The organism is Clostridium sp. E02 (genome assembly GCF_003833015.1).
Classification (GTDB): domain Bacteria; phylum Bacillota; class Clostridia; order Lachnospirales; family Lachnospiraceae; genus Lacrimispora.
On sequence record NZ_RJLQ01000009.1, the window covers coordinates 35,825 to 54,841 of the forward strand.

At 40.2% G+C, this 19,017-nt stretch carries 22 protein-coding genes; 12 read left to right on the top strand and 10 right to left on the bottom strand.

Going from position 1 to position 19,017, the window contains the following annotated elements:
• Positions 1 to 23: 23 nt before the first annotated feature.
• From sufU to EFT72_RS08180, 8 genes are all read right to left on the bottom strand, one after another.
• Positions 24 to 458: a Fe-S cluster assembly sulfur transfer protein SufU gene (gene sufU, locus EFT72_RS08145; protein ID WP_124066420.1), complete on the bottom strand. Its 435-nt coding sequence runs from the start codon at positions 456 to 458 to the stop codon at positions 24 to 26.
• Positions 448 to 1,665 (bottom strand): cysteine desulfurase, encoded by a 1,218-nt coding sequence (locus EFT72_RS08150; protein ID WP_124066421.1) that lies wholly within the window; start codon positions 1,663 to 1,665, stop codon positions 448 to 450. Before EFT72_RS08150 ends, sufU begins: the two co-directional genes overlap by 11 nt.
• A complete protein-coding gene (locus EFT72_RS08155; RefSeq protein WP_124066422.1) occupies positions 1,646 to 2,734 on the bottom strand; it encodes a SufD family Fe-S cluster assembly protein in 1,089 nt (362 codons plus the stop codon). The genes EFT72_RS08150 and EFT72_RS08155 overlap by 20 nt, the downstream gene beginning before the upstream one ends.
• Positions 2,735 to 2,748: 14 nt before the next feature.
• The gene (gene sufB / locus EFT72_RS08160; RefSeq protein ID WP_124066423.1) at positions 2,749 to 4,167 is read right to left on the bottom strand and encodes a Fe-S cluster assembly protein SufB; all 1,419 of its coding nucleotides are present in this window, start codon (positions 4,165 to 4,167) and stop codon (positions 2,749 to 2,751) included.
• The gene (sufC, locus tag EFT72_RS08165; RefSeq protein WP_124066424.1) at positions 4,164 to 4,916 is read right to left on the bottom strand and encodes a Fe-S cluster assembly ATPase SufC; all 753 of its coding nucleotides are present in this window, start codon (positions 4,914 to 4,916) and stop codon (positions 4,164 to 4,166) included. The genes sufB and sufC overlap by 4 nt, the downstream gene beginning before the upstream one ends.
• A 200-nt stretch (positions 4,917 to 5,116) precedes the next feature.
• The gene (locus tag EFT72_RS08170; RefSeq protein WP_124066425.1) at positions 5,117 to 6,136 is read right to left on the bottom strand and encodes an ATP-binding cassette domain-containing protein; all 1,020 of its coding nucleotides are present in this window, start codon (positions 6,134 to 6,136) and stop codon (positions 5,117 to 5,119) included.
• Entirely contained in the window at positions 6,133 to 6,834 is a 702-nt protein-coding gene (locus tag EFT72_RS08175) for a GTP-binding protein (protein ID WP_124066426.1), read from the bottom strand. The genes EFT72_RS08170 and EFT72_RS08175 overlap by 4 nt, the downstream gene beginning before the upstream one ends.
• Positions 6,831 to 8,084: an ABC transporter substrate-binding protein gene (locus EFT72_RS08180; protein WP_124066427.1), complete on the bottom strand. Its 1,254-nt coding sequence runs from the start codon at positions 8,082 to 8,084 to the stop codon at positions 6,831 to 6,833. The genes EFT72_RS08175 and EFT72_RS08180 overlap by 4 nt, the downstream gene beginning before the upstream one ends.
• A gap of 273 nt (positions 8,085 to 8,357) precedes the next feature.
• Between EFT72_RS08180 and EFT72_RS08185 the strand changes: the two genes are divergently transcribed.
• Genes EFT72_RS08185 through EFT72_RS08200 form a run of 4 tightly spaced genes read left to right on the top strand, consistent with a single transcriptional unit; the run spans position 8,358 to position 12,377 of the window.
• On the top strand, positions 8,358 to 10,220 hold the full coding sequence (locus EFT72_RS08185) for a TIGR03960 family B12-binding radical SAM protein (protein ID WP_124066428.1): 1,863 nt from the start codon (positions 8,358 to 8,360) through the stop codon (positions 10,218 to 10,220).
• A complete protein-coding gene (locus tag EFT72_RS08190) occupies positions 10,204 to 10,914 on the top strand; it encodes a TIGR03936 family radical SAM-associated protein (protein WP_124066429.1) in 711 nt (236 codons plus the stop codon). Before EFT72_RS08185 ends, EFT72_RS08190 begins: the two co-directional genes overlap by 17 nt.
• The gene (locus EFT72_RS08195; RefSeq protein ID WP_124066430.1) at positions 10,907 to 12,109 is read left to right on the top strand and encodes a ribonuclease E/G; all 1,203 of its coding nucleotides are present in this window, start codon (positions 10,907 to 10,909) and stop codon (positions 12,107 to 12,109) included. Before EFT72_RS08190 ends, EFT72_RS08195 begins: the two co-directional genes overlap by 8 nt.
• Entirely contained in the window at positions 12,096 to 12,377 is a 282-nt protein-coding gene (locus EFT72_RS08200) for an NAD-binding protein (protein ID WP_124066431.1), read from the top strand. The genes EFT72_RS08195 and EFT72_RS08200 overlap by 14 nt, the downstream gene beginning before the upstream one ends.
• A gap of 63 nt (positions 12,378 to 12,440) precedes the next feature.
• On the opposite strand, the gene EFT72_RS08205 is transcribed toward EFT72_RS08200, so the two are convergent.
• Entirely contained in the window at positions 12,441 to 13,637 is a 1,197-nt protein-coding gene (locus EFT72_RS08205; protein ID WP_124066432.1) for an MFS transporter, read from the bottom strand.
• A 229-nt stretch (positions 13,638 to 13,866) separates the two neighbouring features.
• Here EFT72_RS08205 and rplU point away from each other — a divergent pair, with 229 nt between their 5' ends.
• The 8 genes from rplU (at position 13,867) to rsfS (ending at position 18,117) form a co-directional block, all read left to right on the top strand.
• A complete protein-coding gene (gene rplU, locus EFT72_RS08210) occupies positions 13,867 to 14,175 on the top strand; it encodes a 50S ribosomal protein L21 (RefSeq protein WP_124066433.1) in 309 nt (102 codons plus the stop codon).
• A gap of 2 nt (positions 14,176 to 14,177) precedes the next feature.
• Positions 14,178 to 14,513: a ribosomal-processing cysteine protease Prp gene (locus EFT72_RS08215; RefSeq protein ID WP_124066434.1), complete on the top strand. Its 336-nt coding sequence runs from the start codon at positions 14,178 to 14,180 to the stop codon at positions 14,511 to 14,513.
• Positions 14,514 to 14,516: 3 nt separating this feature from the next.
• Complete coding sequence (gene rpmA, locus EFT72_RS08220) at positions 14,517 to 14,807, top strand: 50S ribosomal protein L27 (protein WP_124066435.1); 291 nt, start codon at positions 14,517 to 14,519, stop codon at positions 14,805 to 14,807.
• A 117-nt stretch (positions 14,808 to 14,924) separates the two neighbouring features.
• Positions 14,925 to 16,208 carry a GTPase ObgE gene (gene obgE / locus EFT72_RS08225; RefSeq protein ID WP_124066436.1) on the top strand — a complete coding sequence of 428 codons (1,284 nt, stop codon included), beginning with the start codon at positions 14,925 to 14,927 and terminating at the stop codon, positions 16,206 to 16,208.
• 13 nt (positions 16,209 to 16,221) lie between these two features.
• Positions 16,222 to 16,518 (top strand): ribosome assembly RNA-binding protein YhbY, encoded by a 297-nt coding sequence (gene yhbY / locus EFT72_RS08230; RefSeq protein ID WP_124066437.1) that lies wholly within the window; start codon positions 16,222 to 16,224, stop codon positions 16,516 to 16,518.
• A gap of 32 nt (positions 16,519 to 16,550) precedes the next feature.
• A complete protein-coding gene (gene nadD, locus EFT72_RS08235; RefSeq protein WP_124066438.1) occupies positions 16,551 to 17,171 on the top strand; it encodes a nicotinate-nucleotide adenylyltransferase in 621 nt (206 codons plus the stop codon).
• Positions 17,168 to 17,758, top strand: coding sequence for a bis(5'-nucleosyl)-tetraphosphatase (symmetrical) YqeK (gene yqeK / locus EFT72_RS08240; RefSeq protein ID WP_124066439.1), 591 nt, complete (start codon positions 17,168 to 17,170; stop codon positions 17,756 to 17,758). Before nadD ends, yqeK begins: the two co-directional genes overlap by 4 nt.
• A 2-nt stretch (positions 17,759 to 17,760) precedes the next feature.
• On the top strand, positions 17,761 to 18,117 hold the full coding sequence (gene rsfS, locus EFT72_RS08245; RefSeq protein ID WP_124066440.1) for a ribosome silencing factor: 357 nt from the start codon (positions 17,761 to 17,763) through the stop codon (positions 18,115 to 18,117).
• Between the two features lie 158 nt (positions 18,118 to 18,275).
• Here the strand turns inward: rsfS and lexA are convergent, their stop codons facing one another.
• A complete protein-coding gene (lexA, locus tag EFT72_RS08250; RefSeq protein WP_124066441.1) occupies positions 18,276 to 18,896 on the bottom strand; it encodes a transcriptional repressor LexA in 621 nt (206 codons plus the stop codon).
• Between the last annotated feature and the right edge of the window lie 121 nt (positions 18,897 to 19,017).

The window sequence follows — 19,017 nt, forward strand, 5'->3', positions numbered from 1 at the left end:
GGCATTTTGCGTTGTCTGTCCTTTTATGACTGGGGATTCTCCAGTATATTTTTTAACGTGTGCCAGGCTAGAACGGCACATTTCACCCGTCCTGGCATATGGGAGATTCCCTGCAAAGCAACTGCATCTTCCAGCGGTTCTAGTTGATCCTCGTCTGAGATATCACCTTTTATCATTCCAAGAAAGGTTTCTAAAAGGGCTTGAGCTTCCAAAACAGTTTTCCCTCTGATTAAATCAATCATTAAGGAAGTGGAAGCCTGAGAGATGGCACATCCTTCTCCGGTGAAACCCGCCTCCTCAATCCTTCCTTGATTGATCCGAACTTCTAGAACAATGTCATCCCCACAACTAGGATTAACACCTTCTAAGGCATCCGTTGCGCCTTCTACTTTATGACGATGTTCACAGGCTCTGCTGTTTTCAACAATGATTTGGTTATATAAAGAATTAAGATCCAAAAAGCCACCTCCTGACCTGCTTTAAGCTGTTTAAAAATATGTCAACGTCTTCCTCCGTATTATAGATTGCCAGACTGGCACGGACACAGGCAGTAATTCCTAAGTATTCCATTAAGGGCTGTGCGCAGTGATGTCCGGCACGAACTGCAATGCCATCAGAATCCAGAATGGTTGCGGTATCATGGGGATGGACCCCGTCTACTTGGAAGGAGATGACTCCGTATCTTTCTTGGTTTTTTAAATCCCCGAATACTGTGATATGGGGAATGGTTAAAAGTCCGTTTTGTAACCGATTCATTAATTTTTGCTCGTGGGCTTGGATTTCATTAAAACCAATGGAGTCTAAATACCGAATGGCAGCAGCCAGACCAACTTCTCCCCCTACGTTTCTGGTTCCGGCTTCAAATTTGCGTGGAATTTCGGCATAGGAAGCAGTTTGTTCTTTAACACTTGCAATCATATCCCCTCCACTTAGAAAAGGAGGCATTTTTTCCAAAAGTTCTTTTCGTCCGTATAGCACTCCGATACCCATTGGAGCATACAGTTTGTGCCCAGAAAAAGCGGCGAAATCCACATCCAGTTCTTTGACATTCACTGGGATATGGGGAATGCTCTGAGCACAGTCTAGTATAACAACCGCGGATACCTTATGTGCCCGTTTCACAATGGAAGCAACGGGAGCTTTTATGCCCAGTACATTGGAGATATGAGCAATGGTGATGATTTTAGTACGAGTTGTGATTTTCTTGTCTAATTCCTCCTCTTTTAGAGCACCATCTGAATCTGGATAGAGATAGACAAGCCTGGCTCCCGTCTGTTTGGCAACTCTTTGCCAAGGGACTAGATTGCTGTGGTGTTCGGCCACCGAAAGAACAATTTCATCCCCTTCTTTTAAAAATTCCATTCCATAACTGTATGCAAGGAGATTGAGTCCTTCTGTAGTATTTTGAGTAAAAATAATTTCTTCTGGATTGGCATTGATAAATCTGGCAACGGTTTGCCGGGCATCTTCCTGGGCATTGGTGGCTCTAACACCCAACTCATATACCCCTCTGTGTGGATTTGCATTGTCGAAACGATAATAGTCATCCACGGCCTTCAATACAGAAAGGGGCTTAAATGTCGTAGCTGCGTTATCCAGATAGACCAGTCTTTTTCCGTTTTCCAGTACATTAAGGTTTGGAAAATCATCTCGGATTATTGTCATATTGATTCAGCCTCCTTTCTATGATTAAAAGGATCTCACTGCGCAGTTCTTCATTTTCCAACTGGTTAAGAACGGGTGAAAAACGGGCTTCTACCAGCATTCGTTTGGCCTGTAAAGGACTTAGCCCTCTGGAGCAGAGGTAATAGAGCTGTTTCTCATCAAAACGTCCTAGTGTAGCCGCATGCTGTCCTTCCACCGATTCTTCGCCACAAAGGATCAAAGGAACGGTTCGGTTTCTTGCCTTAGGACTTAACAGGAGAACGGTTTCATTTTCATGACCACGGGAATGGACTGCACCGTTTCTAAAATCAATGGTTCCTCTTAGGATTTTTTTACTGTTTCCTCCTAAAATCCCTGCAGCATTCATGTTGCTTACGGTATTCGTACCAACATGCTTCGCGATATCATTAAAATCAAAAATTTGATCTTTATCCGCATAGTAAGCAGTGCTTAATTCATAGATCCCGTCTGTATCATCTAGATAGGCATAGGAACCGCTGGCTGATGTTTTTCCTCCAATTATTGCACGAATTAGTTCTACCTTTGCGCCTTTCCCAATCCGAGCACCAACCGCATCAAATCCCTGACTTTTATCCCCTAGCAGTTGAATCTGAATTAAGCGAACCTTAGCGTCTTTCTTTGCATCAATCTGCGTGAGGTTAGCAAGAATGCCGTTTTCTGCATCGCCCCGGTTGACCTGAATGACTGTAATTTGGCTCCCTTCCCTTGCTTCGATCCCAAAGTGTGTCCGGCAGACAGGTTCTGTTTCGTCTAAATTTTGTATTATGGTTACTGATTCTGGTGTTTCTCCTTCCGCTCTTAGGTAACAGGTTTTATCTGCCCCTGAAAGAACAAATTTATCAATAGGATCTCCCATAGCGCTTTTGATCGCCAAAATATCTTCCGGAAGCTGTTCCATAAGAGTGACATGTGGTGGGAGAGTGGCATGAAAGGGTTCTTTCTTTCCTTTCTCCAGTTTCCTTTGGGGAAGGGATGCATCTCCATCGATCCAGTTAACGCCAGTACGATTCCAAGTTGGAACCGGAAGACGGTTAATTTGTGTATTCATATAGGTTCCTCCTTTCAGCCGATGCTGCCTTTCATTTCAAGATGGATTAAATTGTTCATTTCTACGGCATATTCTAAGGGAAGTTCCTTTGCGATTGGCTCTGCAAACCCACCGACAATCAAGGCACGAGCGTCTTCCTCTGAAATCCCCCTGCTCATCATATAGAAGATGGCTGATTCACTGATTCGTCCAATTTTTGCCTCGTGCCCCACATCCACCTGATCACATTGAATATCCATCACTGGTATGGTGTCGGATCTTGAAATGCTGTCTAGCATCAATGATTCACAGGAGACAGAAGATTTGCTGCCGACTGCATTGGGGGCAACCGTTACTGCACTTCGAAATGTGGAAACACCTCCATCTCTGGAGATAGACTTGGTGGAGATGTGAGAGGTGGTATCTGGTGCAGCATGAAGGACCTTGGCACCTGTGTCTAAGTTCTGTCCTTCTCCTGCAAAGGTAATCCCTGTAAATTCCATTCTGGAATGTTTCCCTTTTAAGATGCTCATAGGATACAAATAAGAAGTATGGGAACCGAAAGATCCAGAAATCCACTCCACGGTACCTCCCTCTTCAACTTTCGCTCGCTTTGTATTTAAGTTGTACATGTTTTTGGACCAGTTCTCAATGGTGGAATATCGAAGTCTTGCATTTTTTCCCACAAATAATTCCACACATCCAGCATGAAGATTCGCTACATTATACCTGGGGGCAGAACATCCCTCAATGAAGTGAAGATAAGCACCTTCATCTACAATAATAAGGGTATGCTCAAACTGACCGGCGCCTGGAGCGTTTAGACGGAAATAGGACTGCAGCGGAATTTCAACAGAGACACCGGGAGGGACGTATACAAAAGACCCTCCAGACCATACAGCTCCGTGTAGTGCTGCAAATTTATGGTCTGTTGGTGGAACCAGTTTCATAAAGTGACTGCGAACCATATCGGAATAGGGACCAGTCAATGCACTTTCCATATCGGTATAAACAACGCCTCTGGCCTCTACCTCTCTTCGTACATTATGATACACGACTTCGGAGTCGTATTGGGCCCCCACTCCTGCAAGAGATTTTCTCTCGGCTTTAGGAATTCCCAACCGTTCAAATGTATTTTTGATATCGTCAGGGACATCCGACCATTTTGCTTTCATATTTGTTTTTGGACGGACATATGTAACGATATTAGCGATATCAAGATCGTTAAGGGGAGGTCCCCAGGAAGGGAGCGGAATTTCGTTGTATGTTTTTAATGCTTTATGACGGAAAAGACGCATCCATTCAGGGTCTTGTTTTTCATGAGATATTTTCTCAATAATTTCAGCGGTAAGTCCTAAATCCACCAGAGTGGTGGGATCGGACTGATCTTTGATGTCATAAATACTTCGATCAATTTCGTCTATATGTGTTTTTTGGGGATTAAGTTCATTCATCTGAGTCCCTCCTTATCCAAAGTGGAAAAACCAGTCTGTGTAATCTGTTCGATCAATTCCTTTCCACCGGTATATGCAATGCTTCCGCCTTCCAAAACATGGACCTGATCTACGTCAAGGCCATTTAAAATTTTAGCATTGTGTGTAATAATTAGAAGACCGTTTTTCCGGTTGCGATAGGCTTTGATTCCTTCGGTAACGGTACGGACAGCGTCTACATCCAGACCAGAATCTGTTTCATCAAGAAGTGCAAGTTTTGGGTTGAGCATAAGTAGCTGCAGGATTTCTGCCTTTTTCTTTTCTCCTCCAGAGAAGCCAACATTTAGATAACGTTGAGCATAGGATGGGTCCATATCCAGAGCTTTCATCTGTTCCTTTAGTTCTTTCCTGAATTTCAGGATTTTAGGGGACTTCTGATCCAAGGATCCACGAGCGGTACGAAGAAAGTCTTCTAGTGTAATTCCTGGTATTTCCTCTGGTGCCTGGAAGGATAGAAAAATTCCGGCTCTGGCTCTGGCATCAGCAGAATCTTCGGTCATGTCTTTTCCGTCCAGGAGTAACTGTCCCTTTTTTATGGTATACTTCGGATCTCCCATAATAGAAGAGACCAATGTGGATTTTCCTGTTCCGTTTTGTCCCATCAGTACGTGTAGTTCTCCCTGTTTTATGGTTAGGTTAATACCAGTGAGTATGGTCTTTTCTTCTACAGAAACACTCAAATCTTTAATTTCTAATAATGTATGATTCATAATAAACAACCTCCTTACCCTCTTTTCAAAAGGGATTAATGGTTAGTATTTGCTAACTTGTCTTTCAATTTTAATACTATACTAATTTAGTATGAATTGCAAGTGTGAATTTCCTTTTCTATAAACATAATGCGTAAAATTTTAGATTCAGAACCAGTGTTGGTGAAATTTTATCATTTTGACTCATAGAAAAAAGGGCCTTATTTAAGCCCTTTTTTCGTCAATTCATCCAGAGAAAGCTCGTTTCCCATACGGAGATTCTGCCTTGCAGTTTGTATAATAGAATCCAACTCTTCCAATTTGACCAGCAGTTTTTTTTCTTCTTTGCTGGTGTCTATTATTTTGTGGATTCCACCATTCTTAATAATTATCCGTTTATCTGCCATCAAGGCCAGAAGAGGATCATGGGTTGCCATTAGTACAATTTTATCAGACGTCACCAGTAAATCCAGTGCTTTTTTGCGATCAATACCGGCATTCTCAATTTCATCAATCAATACAATCGGAGACGAGCTTAATATGGCAGTGTCCGCAATCATAAGCGCTCGTGACTGCCCGCCGCTTAAACTGGTGACCGGAGTCGTAAGTTCAAAGGCTTCCCCAGCTAGATGATTGGCGGCTTCAAGGATACGGGTTGTTACCGAATCGGGATCTTCGACGAGACGGCTTTTGGCATGCATGTTTAGAAATTCCTTAACGGTAAGATCCATAACAAAATTCATGTTTTGCGATAGCTGTGCCACCAGTTTGTTATTGGAGGAAAAACGCCACTTTTTATCTGGGGTTTCTCCATTGATGCGTATGGTTCGTCCAGTGGGAGTATCATTTTGGGCAGCCCATTCAATGTCTGCTAAAAGACGGCTTTTCCCAGATCCGGTTGGCCCAACGATAGATATTATCTGCGATGTGTTTGCGGTAAGTGCTTCAAACCCCTCAGGATTCCCGGATTTATCATGCCCGGCAAGAATGGTTAAAGAGCGTACCTGATTCTCCTTTTCTAAGCCAAGAAAGGAGCACATCTGTTCAATATAGACAGGCAGGTCTGATAACACTTTATCTTTATCTAACGCCAGTTCTTCTAGTTCCTCTTCGGTAAAGTGATTTAAGTATTCGTCTAATGTTTGGTCTTCATATCCGTTTATATTAAGCTTGTTTTGTTCCAGATATTCGGCAGCAAAGGGATATTCTTCTAACAATTTCTTTAAACTTGTGTGTGTCATTTTTTATCAGCCCCCAATTCCATTTTTTTCACATTTCCCATCTGATAATCTTCTCCGATTCTGGTTTCACCTAGACAATACGAGCAAAGAGCAGAGGGCATGGGAAACCGCAGGCGCATTCCTTTTACTGTTTCAATATTCTGATCTTCATCGTATAAAAGGGATGCCAGTTCATAAGCACCTTGTCCAGTAAGACCGTTTACATGCATCGTAACTGCACGGGGATTGACAGAACTTACGCAGGAAGCAAATACTTCCCGTTCTGCCTGTGAAACAATATCGCCTTTGGTGATAATAACAAAATCTGCATTTTTTAACATGGGGCCAATTTTTTTCGGCGTATTGATTCCAGAAAGGTTATCTATGACACAAACTCCTTTGATTTCTTTTAAATAAGGAGAGCAGCGATTACATAGTCCAGCGGATTCTGTAATCAGCAGATCCAGTTTATTTTCGTTTCCCCAGTTTACCACTTCTTCAATATTAGAAGCAAAGAAGTGATCGGGGCATAAGGCACCGGAGAGCCCTTTTTTGACGGGTATTCCAGCTTTTTCATAGGCAACATCATCATCGGTATAAAGACAGTCAAATTTCACGACACCAACTTTTATATTCCTTTGCTGAAAAGCCTGGCTGGCTTTTAATATAACAGATGTTTTTCCTGACGAAGGCGGGCCCGAAAAGATAATTAGATTCATGACAGCTCCTTTTTTGCAGCATTGAAAAACTGCTCTTCGATTGTTTTAATAAGTTCTCCGATGTCGTTACTGTGGATATAGTCCCAGCCTAACCACATAAACTTCTGATCAGGAGACAATCGGTTATCAACCACAGGGTTTGTAGATGGGAATTTGCCGTTGGAGGAAAGTACATCCCCGATTTCTTTGGAATAAAGGAAATCAACAAATGGCTTTACTTTCTCCTTGTTTTTGGATTTTGCAAGTAGAAATATAGGACTAATAATGGCTCCATCTTTCGGCCAAACCGCACGCATTGGGCTTTTCTCGTCTGCCATACTTGCAAAGAAATATGGAGCAACTGTGATTGCGGGAACCGGATTCCCATTCTTTGCTGCATGAGATTTTACCATTTGTGCTGGATGCATGCTTTGTAAAAGTGCTTTTCCCATCTTATGAACCCCTTCTTCTCCATAAAAGCGGTGGATATGGAGTAAAAATGCGTTAAATAGATCCAGATCCTTCATAGGTAAGTTTATGCTGTTTTCAAATTCTGGCTTCATTAAGTCTTCCCAGCTCTCTGGAAATGGACGATCCCCCAATGCGTTACTATTAACCATAAAAACGGCTGGAACGATGCCGATGATCGCATACTGTTTTTTGGGGTCCTTTAAAGAGATTGCTTCATTGTCAAGATCAGAGTTTAGTTTTTCAAGACCAGATAGATCTTCAAAAACACCTAGATCCTGATACTGTCCAATCAGTTCCTGATCAAAGAACAAATCAAATCCGGCAGATAGATATAAATCGGAAATGAGATCTGGATTTCCGTTTGCAGACAGAATTCTCTCTTTTATATCATCAAGTCCTAAATTGGCGGATTTTAAATGATACTCTGTTTCAAAATCAAACGTGTCCTTTTTTGATTCCAAAAAGGATTCAAATTTCTCCATTAATGGAAGACGGACAGGGCAGGGGAGAACTCCTTCCACACGAATGGCCTCTTTGCTGCCCGAAGCAGCTTGTGTATGAGCTTTCGATTCGTTGCTTTTATTTTGCTCAATTAAATCATTCAGCTTTTCAATGAAAAGTTCCTGGTTTATTTTTTTCATGGTTAAGGCTGTTCCCAGACGAATGGATTTCCCTAGAGTTTCTCGCATGGCTTGATTCTTTAAATTCTCAAAACCATTGGCAGCAAATAAGTCAATGGTCTCCGGAAAGTGATTGGTAATATGATAAATGGTATCAGTAACGTTGAAATATTTAGACATTTTTTATCCTTTCTATTGATTCCATGTGTTATACTAAATTTTGTATATGGCTATCATACCATAGGATGTCGAAAATATTTGTTGTAAATACAACGGATTTGAAATACTTTACAATTTTAAAAAGCGCATCCATGGAATAGTGTTGCTTAATCCTATAAAATATCATATAATTATGCATTGTGACGTTTTGTGCGGATGATACAACCGCTACTTTAACAACCTCACGGCTTCTATAAAATATGTGTCTATCATAGATTAAAAAAAGGAATTGACATGAAAAAATTAGCTTTATCAGATGAAATTTTATTAAAAATTGAAAAACCGGCTAGATACATCGGCAACGAAGTAAATATGGCAGTAAAAGATCCATCTGCAGTAGACATTCGTTTTGCGATGTGTTTTCCTGATGTTTATGAAATCGGGATGTCCCATTTGGGAATGCAGATTTTATATGATATGTTTAACCGAAGAGATGATATCTACTGTGAAAGAATCTTCTCTCCCTGGACAGATTTAGATCAAATTATGAGGGAAGAGAATATCCCTCTTTTTGCATTGGAGAGCCAGGACCCAATTCGTGATTTTGATTTTATTGGAATCACGCTTCAATATGAAATGTGCTATACAAATATATTACAGGTTCTTGATTTGGGAAAGATCCCTCTTCATGCGGCTGACCGTACAGAGTCAGACCCTATTATAATAGGTGGTGGTCCCTGCGCTTACAATCCAGAGCCACTTGCAACGTTTTTTGATCTGTTTTACATTGGAGAAGGGGAGACTGTTTATTTCGATCTGATGGACCGATACAAAGAGAATAAAAAGAGGGGCGGAAGCCGAAAAGAATTTTTAGAACAAGCCGCCGAGATTGAAGGGATCTATGTGCCTGCTTTCTACGATGTGTTCTATCATGAGGATGGAACGATAAAAGCCATGACTGCGAACAACTCCCATGCGAAAGAAAAAATAACAAAACAGCTGGTTGTTGATATGGATGAAGCCTATTTTATTGAAAAACCTCTAGTTCCCTTTATTAAAGTAACCCAGGATCGAGTGGTTCTTGAAATTCAGAGAGGATGCATTCGTGGGTGCCGGTTCTGTCAGGCTGGGAATGTTTACCGCCCACTGCGAGAGCATAGCCTGGATTATTTAAAAGAATATGCGGACAAGATGTTAAAAAGCACAGGTCAGGAAGAAATATCGTTGAGTTCTTTAAGCTCCAGTGATTACAGCCAGTTAGAGGGAATTGTTAATTTCCTGATTGATTACAAAGAAAAAGGAGTTAATATCTCCCTACCCTCTCTCCGCATCGATGCTTTTTCTTTGGATGTTATGAGTAAGGTTCAGGATATAAAAAAGAGCAGCCTGACATTTGCACCAGAAGCAGGATCTCAGAGGCTTCGGGATGTGATTAATAAGGGACTTACAGAAGAAACAATTTTAAAAGGGGCCAGTGATGCTTTTATTGGCGGATGGAACCGAGTGAAACTGTACTTTATGCTAGGTCTTCCAACTGAAACCGTGGAGGATATGGAAGGAATCGCTGAACTATCTGAAAAAGTTGCAGAAGCTTATTATGAGATTCCAAAGGATCAAAGGAATGGAAAGGTTCAGATTGTAGCAAGTTCCTCTTTCTTTGTGCCAAAGCCATTTACGCCATTTCAGTGGGCTAGGATGTGCACCAGAGATGAATTTTTACAAAGAGCTTATATTGTAAAGGATAAATTTAGAACGATGCTGAACCAGAAAAGCTTAAAATATAATTATCATGAAGCGGATCTTACTGTTTTGGAGGGAGTTTTAGCGAGAGGGGATCGGAAGATCTCAGCCCTTGTAGAAGAGGCATATAAAAACGGAGCGATCTATGACTCTTGGTCCGAGCATTTTAAGAATGAAATCTGGATGGAGGCATTTAAAACCTGTGCACTAAATGAGGAGTTTTATACAACCAGAGAACGAGCTTTGGACGAATTATTCCCATGGGACTTTATTGATGCAGGTGTAACAAAGGAGTTCTTAACCAGGGAATGGCTCACTGCCATTGGGGAGTCTGTAACTCCCAACTGCCGCCAACAGTGCTCTAACTGCGGTGCAATACGTTTCCATGGAGGTGTCTGCTATGAAAATAAGAATTAAATTTACCAAACAGGGACCGATTCGATTCGTTGGCCATTTGGATGTGATGCGCTATTTCCAAAAAGCCATTCGTAGAGCTGACATTGATATTAAGTATAGCGAAGGATTCAGCCCACATCAGATCATGTCTTTCGCGGCGCCTCTAGGGGTTGGTCTTACAAGCAATGGCGAATACATGGATATAGAAGTAAATTCCATGGAAAGCTGTGAAACTTTGAAGAATGAGTTGAAAGAAACGATGGTGGAGGGGGTTTTAATAACCGAATGCCACATGCTAGAGGAACGGGCTAAAAATGCCATGTCTTTGGTTGCTGCAGCGGACTATACCGTTACATTTCGGGAAGAAAAAGAGCTACAGGACATGGAGGAATATTTCCGTGGTCTAATGGAGTTTTTTACTCAGCCAACGATTCTGATTACCAAAAAGACCAAAAAAGGGGAACGGGAATTAGATCTAAAGCAATTTATCTATGAGTTATCGGTTTTAGATAACCGTATTTTCATGAAATTATCTGCTGGAAGTGTAAACAATATAAAACCAGAACTGGTGTTAGATGCTTACGACCAGTGGAGAGGGATTACTTCCTCTGAATTTACCTTCTGCATCCAGAGGGAAGAAATCTATGGAAATACTGGAGATGAGGAAAAGTCGGTTCTGGTTCCATTGGGGCTGATAGGAGAATCCATTGAATAAATTGATTATAACAAGATGGAATGGTTCCATTTTTACTCTTCTGCAATCCGGTAAGAATACGATTCAATTGGATATTGATCCCAGTGGAAACCAATCTATTCTAGGAAATATTTATATAGGAAAAGTAAATAATATAGTAAAAAACATTAATGCGGCCTTTGTTGATATTGGGAATGGACAGATGGGGTATTTAAGCCTATCTGATCCATTTCTCCATTTTGCGAATCAGCGCCCTTATGAAGGGAAACTAAAGCAAGGGGATGAAATTATCGTTCAGGTTGAACGAGAGGCTGTGAAAACAAAGGCTCCGGTATTATCTGGGAATTTAAATATAACAGGACGCTATTTTGTGCTTACATCTGGAAAAAAGCAAATTGGTTTTTCGGGTAAAATTACTGATCAGACTTGGAAGTCTAAGATGAAATCCGATCTAGAGATGAAAAAAAAAGAAAATTATGGAATGATTGTAAGAACCAATGCGTATGGAGCTTCCCAGGAGGAACTAGAAGCAGAATTTTCTGATTTAGAAGATTCTCTAGTAAGAATTCTTGACAACGGGAAGCATCGAACTTGCTATAGTCTTTTATACAGTTGTGAACCTTCCTATCTTTTGGGATTGAGAGACAGCTTTAAATCTACGTTAGAGGCTGTGATTACCGATGAACGTGATATCTATGATACCGTTAAGGCGTATTTAGACCGTTATCAGCCGGAGAATTTACAACTTCTTACTTGGTATGAGGATCCGTTACTTCCGCTGAGGAAGTTGTATCGGATAGAAAAAACGATGGAAGAGGCATTGGGGAAAAAAGTATGGCTCAAATCAGGGGGCTATCTTGTTATTGAGCCAACAGAAGCACTCGTTGTCATTGATGTAAACACAGGGAAATATTCTGGGCGTAAAGCGCCTCGTGATACAATCATGAAAGTGAATCTGGAGGCTTCGAAGGAAATCGGTCATCAGCTAAGATTAAGAAATTTATCTGGTATTATTATCATTGATTTTATTGATATGGAAGAAGAGGAAGACCGAGTCCTTTTGGTGAATACTTTAGAACAAATTCTATCAAAGGATCCGATAAAAACAACCGTTGTTGAAATAACGAAGTTAAATCTGGTGGAAGTGACAAGAAAAAAAATAAAAAAACCCATTTATGAACAGGCAGCGCAGTTGAAGGAGAATGTTTCAATATGAAATCATTGTAGTGGGTTGTGGCAAGGTGGGAACAACCCTGGCAGAGCAATTATATAAAGAAAATCATGATATTGTTCTGATCGACAAAAATCCCGACGTAATCCAATCCATATCGGAACGATTCGATGTGATGGGGGTGGTTGGAAATGGTACAGTAAATAAAGTTCAAATGGAGGCAGGAATTTACATGCTTTGCTGCTTAATTGCAAAAAAAGCTGGAAACTGTCATATCATGCTTTTTGCACCGTCTACCTGGAAAAAATATTAATAAAAAAACTCCCCTTACATCGCCAATTAAGATACGTGGCTTTTGCAAGGGGAGTTTTAGCTTTTATGTTTCCTCTAGCTTTATAACATGCCAGTTCCGGAAATTTATAGCGGATAGTACAATCATAAATCCTACGTTAATGACTAAGATGCTAATTGCAGCAACGATTCCAATGTGATCTGCAATTCCACCAATTAATTGAGGGGTCAGGATTCCACCCATCGCTGATATAGCCGTTAAAAGTGACATTCCCAGTGTAGAACCCTGTATTAATGGTCCGGCATTTGCAATACACGTAGGATAAATACCGGAGAGAAATAAACCGAATCCAAGAAGAGCAATGGTTACCATAGGTAAACTTTTCACTGAAATCAAAAGGAAAAAACAAAGGGCGCTGCCTAAGACATTTACCAGTATAAGTGTACTTCCATTCCACTTTTTAGACAATTTGGCGCAGAGCAATCGTCCGCCCATAATAACAAGCCAGGTAAAGGATACCAGTGTAGTAGCGTATTCTTCGGACATAACCCCTATATTCTGCAAATAAGTAACAAACCATCCGTTGATACAATTTTCAACACCCAAATAAAAAAACAAAATAAATGCGATACAGTAAAAACGAAAGGATCGAAGAAATCCCTGATTCTTCGCATTACCATTTGTTTTTGCTTTCTTCTTAAGATCATTGGATGACTGATTGATTCGTGAGTCATCAAGTGTACCGTAAGAGATTGCGGATGTTGCTGTCAAAAATAGGATAAGGTAGAGTGTGACTCTCCAGCTAAATCCAAATTTCATAAGCAAAGCGGTTAACAAAGGAGCGAGAAATGCACCGATGGCAAAGCAGCAGTGGAGCAGGTTCAATTTGCTGGCGGCTTCTTCTTTGTAGATATCGTTGACTGCAGCGTTATTTAAGATGGTGATGCAGCCTCTTATCATACCATACAGAAACATGATTCCGTACATGATTGGAAGCGGTGGTAAAAAGCTTAAGATCAAAAGACAAATTGGAGCTAATAATGTCATAAGGAAGATTGCTTTTTTTCTACCCATATAAGAGACCATAAGTGGAAATACAAAACTGGCTGCAAGATTACCGGCAGCCATCGCCGACAAAAGTCCTCCGGCAGCCAGAAAGCTGATTCCAGCTTCCCTTATAATAGATGGCAAGATTGCGCCTATTATAAGAACAGCCATGCCGCTGACCGCATACCCATAACAGCAGCGAATAAAAATGTGATTTCGTTTATCAGTATTCATTTATACACTCCTTTTATTTAATCACAAAGCATCATTATACTAAGAGACTCAGTATAATACAAGCGATACCTGCATTTTACAAAGAAATTGCTTGTTATTTTCATGAAAATATATTGACATAATTGTTTGAGAGTGATATATTAATACAGTATGCCGCACAATGAGGTTCAAAAGATTCTGTTTTAACAGAGCACCGTATTTGGCGAGTAATGATAATAGGAGGTGCCATATGTACGCGATTATTGCAACAGGTGGTAAGCAATACAAAGTAGCGGAAGGCGATATCATTAAAGTGGAAAAGCTTGGTGTTGACGCTGGCGAAGCTGTCACATTTGACCAAGTACTTGTTGTAAACAATGGTGAATTAGCTGTTGGATGCCCAACTGTAGCAGGTGCTACCGTAACTGGTTCAGTTGTTAAAGAAGGCAAAGCAAAAAAAGTTATTGTTTACAAGTATAAGAGAAAATCTGGATACCACAAAAAGAATGGTCACAGACAAACTTATACACAGGTTAAGATCGAAAAGATCAATGCTTAATCATGATAAGTGTAACCGTATTCGTTGATTCAGAACAACACTATAGTGGGATTCAGTTATTGGGACATGCTGGGCTGGCAGATAATCCACAGGATGGACAGGATCTTGTCTGTGCTGCAGTATCGGCTCTTACATTCAACATGGTAAACAGTGTGGAACAATTTACAGAAGATTCCTTTGAAGTAGAGGAAGAAGAGTCAGGCTCTTTGAAAATTCGTTTTACTTCAGATATTAGTTCAGAGTCGCAACTCCTTATGAACTCTCTTATATTTGGATTACAGGATATAGAGGAAGAGTATGGAGAACCATATATTAAAATCCGATTTAGGGAGGTGTAAGTTATGTTAAAGATGAACCTTCAATTTTTCGCTCATAAAAAGGGTGTTGGTTCTACCAAGAACGGTAGAGATTCCGAGTCTAAGAGATTAGGTGCCAAAAGAGCTGATGGTCAATTCGTATTAGCAGGTAATATACTTTATAGACAGCGTGGAACTCATATTCACCCAGGCATCAACGTAGGCCGTGGTGGTGATGATACATTATTCGCTTTAGTGAATGGCGTTGTTAAATTTGAGAGAAAAGGCAGAGACAAAAAGCAGGTTTCTGTTTATCCAAAAGTAATCAATGAATAATTGGACCGGCTTCATACCTTAACGTATGGAGCCGTTTTTTGCGATAACGGCTATTTTGCAAAAAATGGAATGATTTGGTTTCAATTATTTCGCATTAGAAAGGGAACAGGTGAATGAATGTTTGCCGATAGAGCAAAGATATACATTAGATCTGGAAAAGGCGGGGATGGACATATCAGCTTCCGCAGAGAACTCTATGTACCGTGTGGCGGTCCGGATGGCGGTGATGGCGGCAGAGGCGGCAATATTATTTTTGAGGTGAATGAGGGGCTTAATACATTAACAGACTTCAGACACATTCATAAATATAATGCACAAGATGGACAGCCAGGTAATAAAAAAAGATGCCATGGAAAAGATGGAGAAGATTTAATAATTAAAGTGCCAGAGGGAACCATTATTAAGGACTTTGAATCTGGCAAGGTAATTGCAGATATGTCAGGTGAGAACCGTCGCGAAGTTATTTTAAAGGGCGGAAAAGGTGGTCAAGGTAATATGCACTTTGCCACGCCTACGATGCAGGCACCCAAGTATGCACAGCCTGGACAGTCTGCACAAGAATTATGGGTGCAGTTAGAGTTAAAGGTAATCGCAGACATTGGATTAATTGGATTTCCTAATGTAGGAAAATCCACCTTGCTTTCTAGAGTCAGCAACGCTAGACCTAAAATTGCAAATTATCATTTTACAACATTGAATCCTCATTTGGGAGTAGTAGATATTGACGGTGAAAAGGGTTTTGTTATGGCCGACATACCTGGACTGATTGAGGGTGCTTCTCAGGGAGTTGGATTAGGACATGATTTTTTGCGTCATATCGAACGTACCAGAGTGTTGGTTCATGTAGTTGATGCTGCTTCTACTGAAGGGCGGGACCCGGTTGCTGATATTAAGGCGATTAATAAGGAACTTGAAGCTTACAATGAGGACCTTTTAAAGCGTCCGCAGATTATAGCAGCCAATAAAGTAGATGTGATTTATTCTGAAGATGAAGATCCTGTTTTGAAGTTGAAAGCTGAGTTTGAACCCAAAGGGATGAAGGTATATCCAATCTCTGCAGTCAGTGGACAAGGCGTGAAGGAACTTCTTTATGCTATCTTTGAACAGCTTAAGAATACAGATTTAAGTCCAGTCGTATTTGAGAAGGAATTTGATTTAACCAGACTAGCAACTTCACTACTTCCATATAGCGTGGAAGTTACAGAAGATGGGGTTTATGTTGTGGAAGGACCTCGTATTGAAAAGATGTTAGGATACACGAATCTGGAATCCGAAAAAGGTTTCAGCTTTTTCCAGAAGTTTTTAAAGGATAACGATATATTAGAAAAATTGGAAGAAGCAGGAATTCAAGAAGGGGATACCGTTCGCATGTATGGTCTGGAATTTGACTATTACAAGTAACAAGGAGAATATTATGACAAGTAAGCAAAGATCCTATTTAAAGGGTTTGGCGATGAATATAGATCCTGTATTTCAGATTGGTAAATCCAGTTTAACCCCTGAGATTACAACTGCAATTACAGAAGCGCTAGAAGCAAGGGAATTAATTAAGATTACAGTACTAAAAAATTGCATGGATGGTGCTGGAAGTATTGCCTCCATATTGTCTGAACGCTCTCATTCGGAGGTAGTTCAGGTGATTGGAAGAAAGATCATACTTTATAGGCAGGCAAAAGAGGAAGCGAAAAGAAAGATTGTACTTCCAAAATAATCCTGCATTTCTACGGTCAGGAGTTAAATATTATGGGAAAAATCGGTATTATGGGTGGAACGTTTGATCCCATCCATAATGGACACTTAATGCTTGGAGAACAGGCACATAGAGAATATGATTTAGATGAAGTCTGGTTTATGCCCTCGGGGCATCCACCTCATAAAGAGGAGGATCGTGTAACAGTTCCAGCCTTACGTCTTGCTATGACAGAGGAAGCTGTGAAAAATCGACCGGGATTGTTCTGTTCAAATTTCGAAGTGAAAAGAAAAGGGAATACGTATACGGCTCAGACGCTAACAAATCTTCATAAAATTTATCCAGAGCATACGTTTTACTTTATTATCGGAGCGGATTCTCTTTATGAAATAGAAAAATGGTATGAACCGGAGCAGGTAATGATTCAGGCAGTGATCCTTGTGGCAAGCCGAGAATATGAGGATGCGGACCGATCGATGGAACGACAAATAGCCCATCTATCAACCCAATATAATGCTGATATTCGTATCCTTCATTGTAGCGAAATGGATATTTCATCTGCTGAAATACGTCAAAAAATTGCGAAGGGGCTGTCCGTTGCGGCGGACCTCCCGGAGACGGTTCTGGCGTATATTAAGAACCATGGCTTGTATCAGGAGATGGAGGATTCATGAAGAGTAGCATTATAGACTTGAGAAATGATTTAAAGGTTCGATTGAGTCCTTTTCGATATGAACACACAATTAGTGTTTCATTTATGTGTTCTGCATTAGCAATGTGTTATGATTATGATCTGGACAGAGCTGAATTGGCTGGGTTACTCCATGACTGTGCCAAATGCTACGGGAACGATGAAATTATTATAAAATGTAAGAAACGAGATATAGATATAACGGATGAAGAACAAAAAGCCCCAGCTGTGTTGCATGCAAAATATGGTGCATGGCTGGCAAAGCATAAATATAGCGTAGAGGAACCAGAGGTTCTAGAGGCGATTCGTTGGCATACGACTGGCAAGCCTAATATGACAATGCTGGATAAGATAGTTTTTACTGCAGACTATATAGAACCAAGAAGAGATCAAGCACCAGATCTGTCTTTTGTTCGTTCTTTGGCATTCTTAGATTTGGATGAAGCAGTCTATCAGATCTTAAAAGACACTCTGGGATATCTAGATAAAAAAGGAAGTTCAGTGGACTCTATGTCAAAGCAGGCATATGCTTATTATAAGCAGGTTCACATGGAAAAGAAGGGAGAATAACGATGAATCAATCTGTTGATATGGTAAAAACAGCTTACACTGCTTTATCAGACAAAAAGGGAGAGGAAATAAGCATCATTGATATACGCAATGTATCTGTTGTAGCCGACTATTTTATCATTGCAAGTGGTTTAAATGCAAATCAGGTTCAAGCTATGGTAGACAATGTGGAAGCAGCACTTGAAGGGAAGGGCTATGTTTGCAAACAAATAGAAGGATATCAAACTGCGAACTGGATCCTTATGGATTATGGCGATATTATTGTTCATGTTTTTGACCGTGACAACCGTCTGTTTTATGATTTGGAACGAATCTGGAGAGATGGAAAAACGATGCAGCTAGAAGATTTGGAAGTGTAATCTACAGCTAAGAGTATTAGTTACTAGATATAAGGTTCCTTTTAAATCTTAATATAAGAATGAGTACCAGGCGGCTTAAGACAATTGTTGAAAGCCGTTTTTTAGGCTAGTGTTAACATAATTGTTTTATGTTAACACTAGCCTAAATTTGTTTAAAATCAATGGATTCCCAATCGAAACAATCCAATTACTTTTCCGAGTATATCTACATGATCTACAATGATAGGATCCAAAGAATCGTTCTCAGGTTGTAGGCGGTAATGGCCATCCTCTTTAAAGAATCTTTTTACAGTAGCAGAATCATCAACTAAAGCTACAACAATCTCTCCATTTTGCGCTGTCGGACATTGTTCAATGATAATCTGATCGCCTTCTAAGATACCTGCATTAATCATAGAATTACCCTTTACTTTTAACATGAACGTCTCTGCATTTGGTAAAAGATCAGAAGGAATAGGGTAATAATTCTCAATATTCTCTTCTGCATAGAGTGGTTGACCAGCCGCAACCGTTCCAAGAACAGGAACATTCACGACTTCTCTGCGAGTTAAATTAAAACAATCATCAATAATCTCAATAGTTCGCGGCTTTGTCGGATCTCTTCTGATATACCCTTTTTCTTCCAGTGTTTCCAGATGAGAGTGTACGGAGGATGTTGACTTTAAATGAACAGCTTCACAAATCTCTCTAACTGCAGGTGGATACCCCTTTTTTAAAATCGTTTCTTTTATATATGCTAAAATTTCTTGCTGTTTTGGTGTTATCTTTTCTTGCGCCATACTACAGCCTCCTCAATCCTTTTCATTAGAACTATAGTAACATATGTTCGATAAAAATGCAAACCTTTGTTCGAAAAACCATTGACAAACTTATATTTGCAGTGCTATCATAGAATTAGAA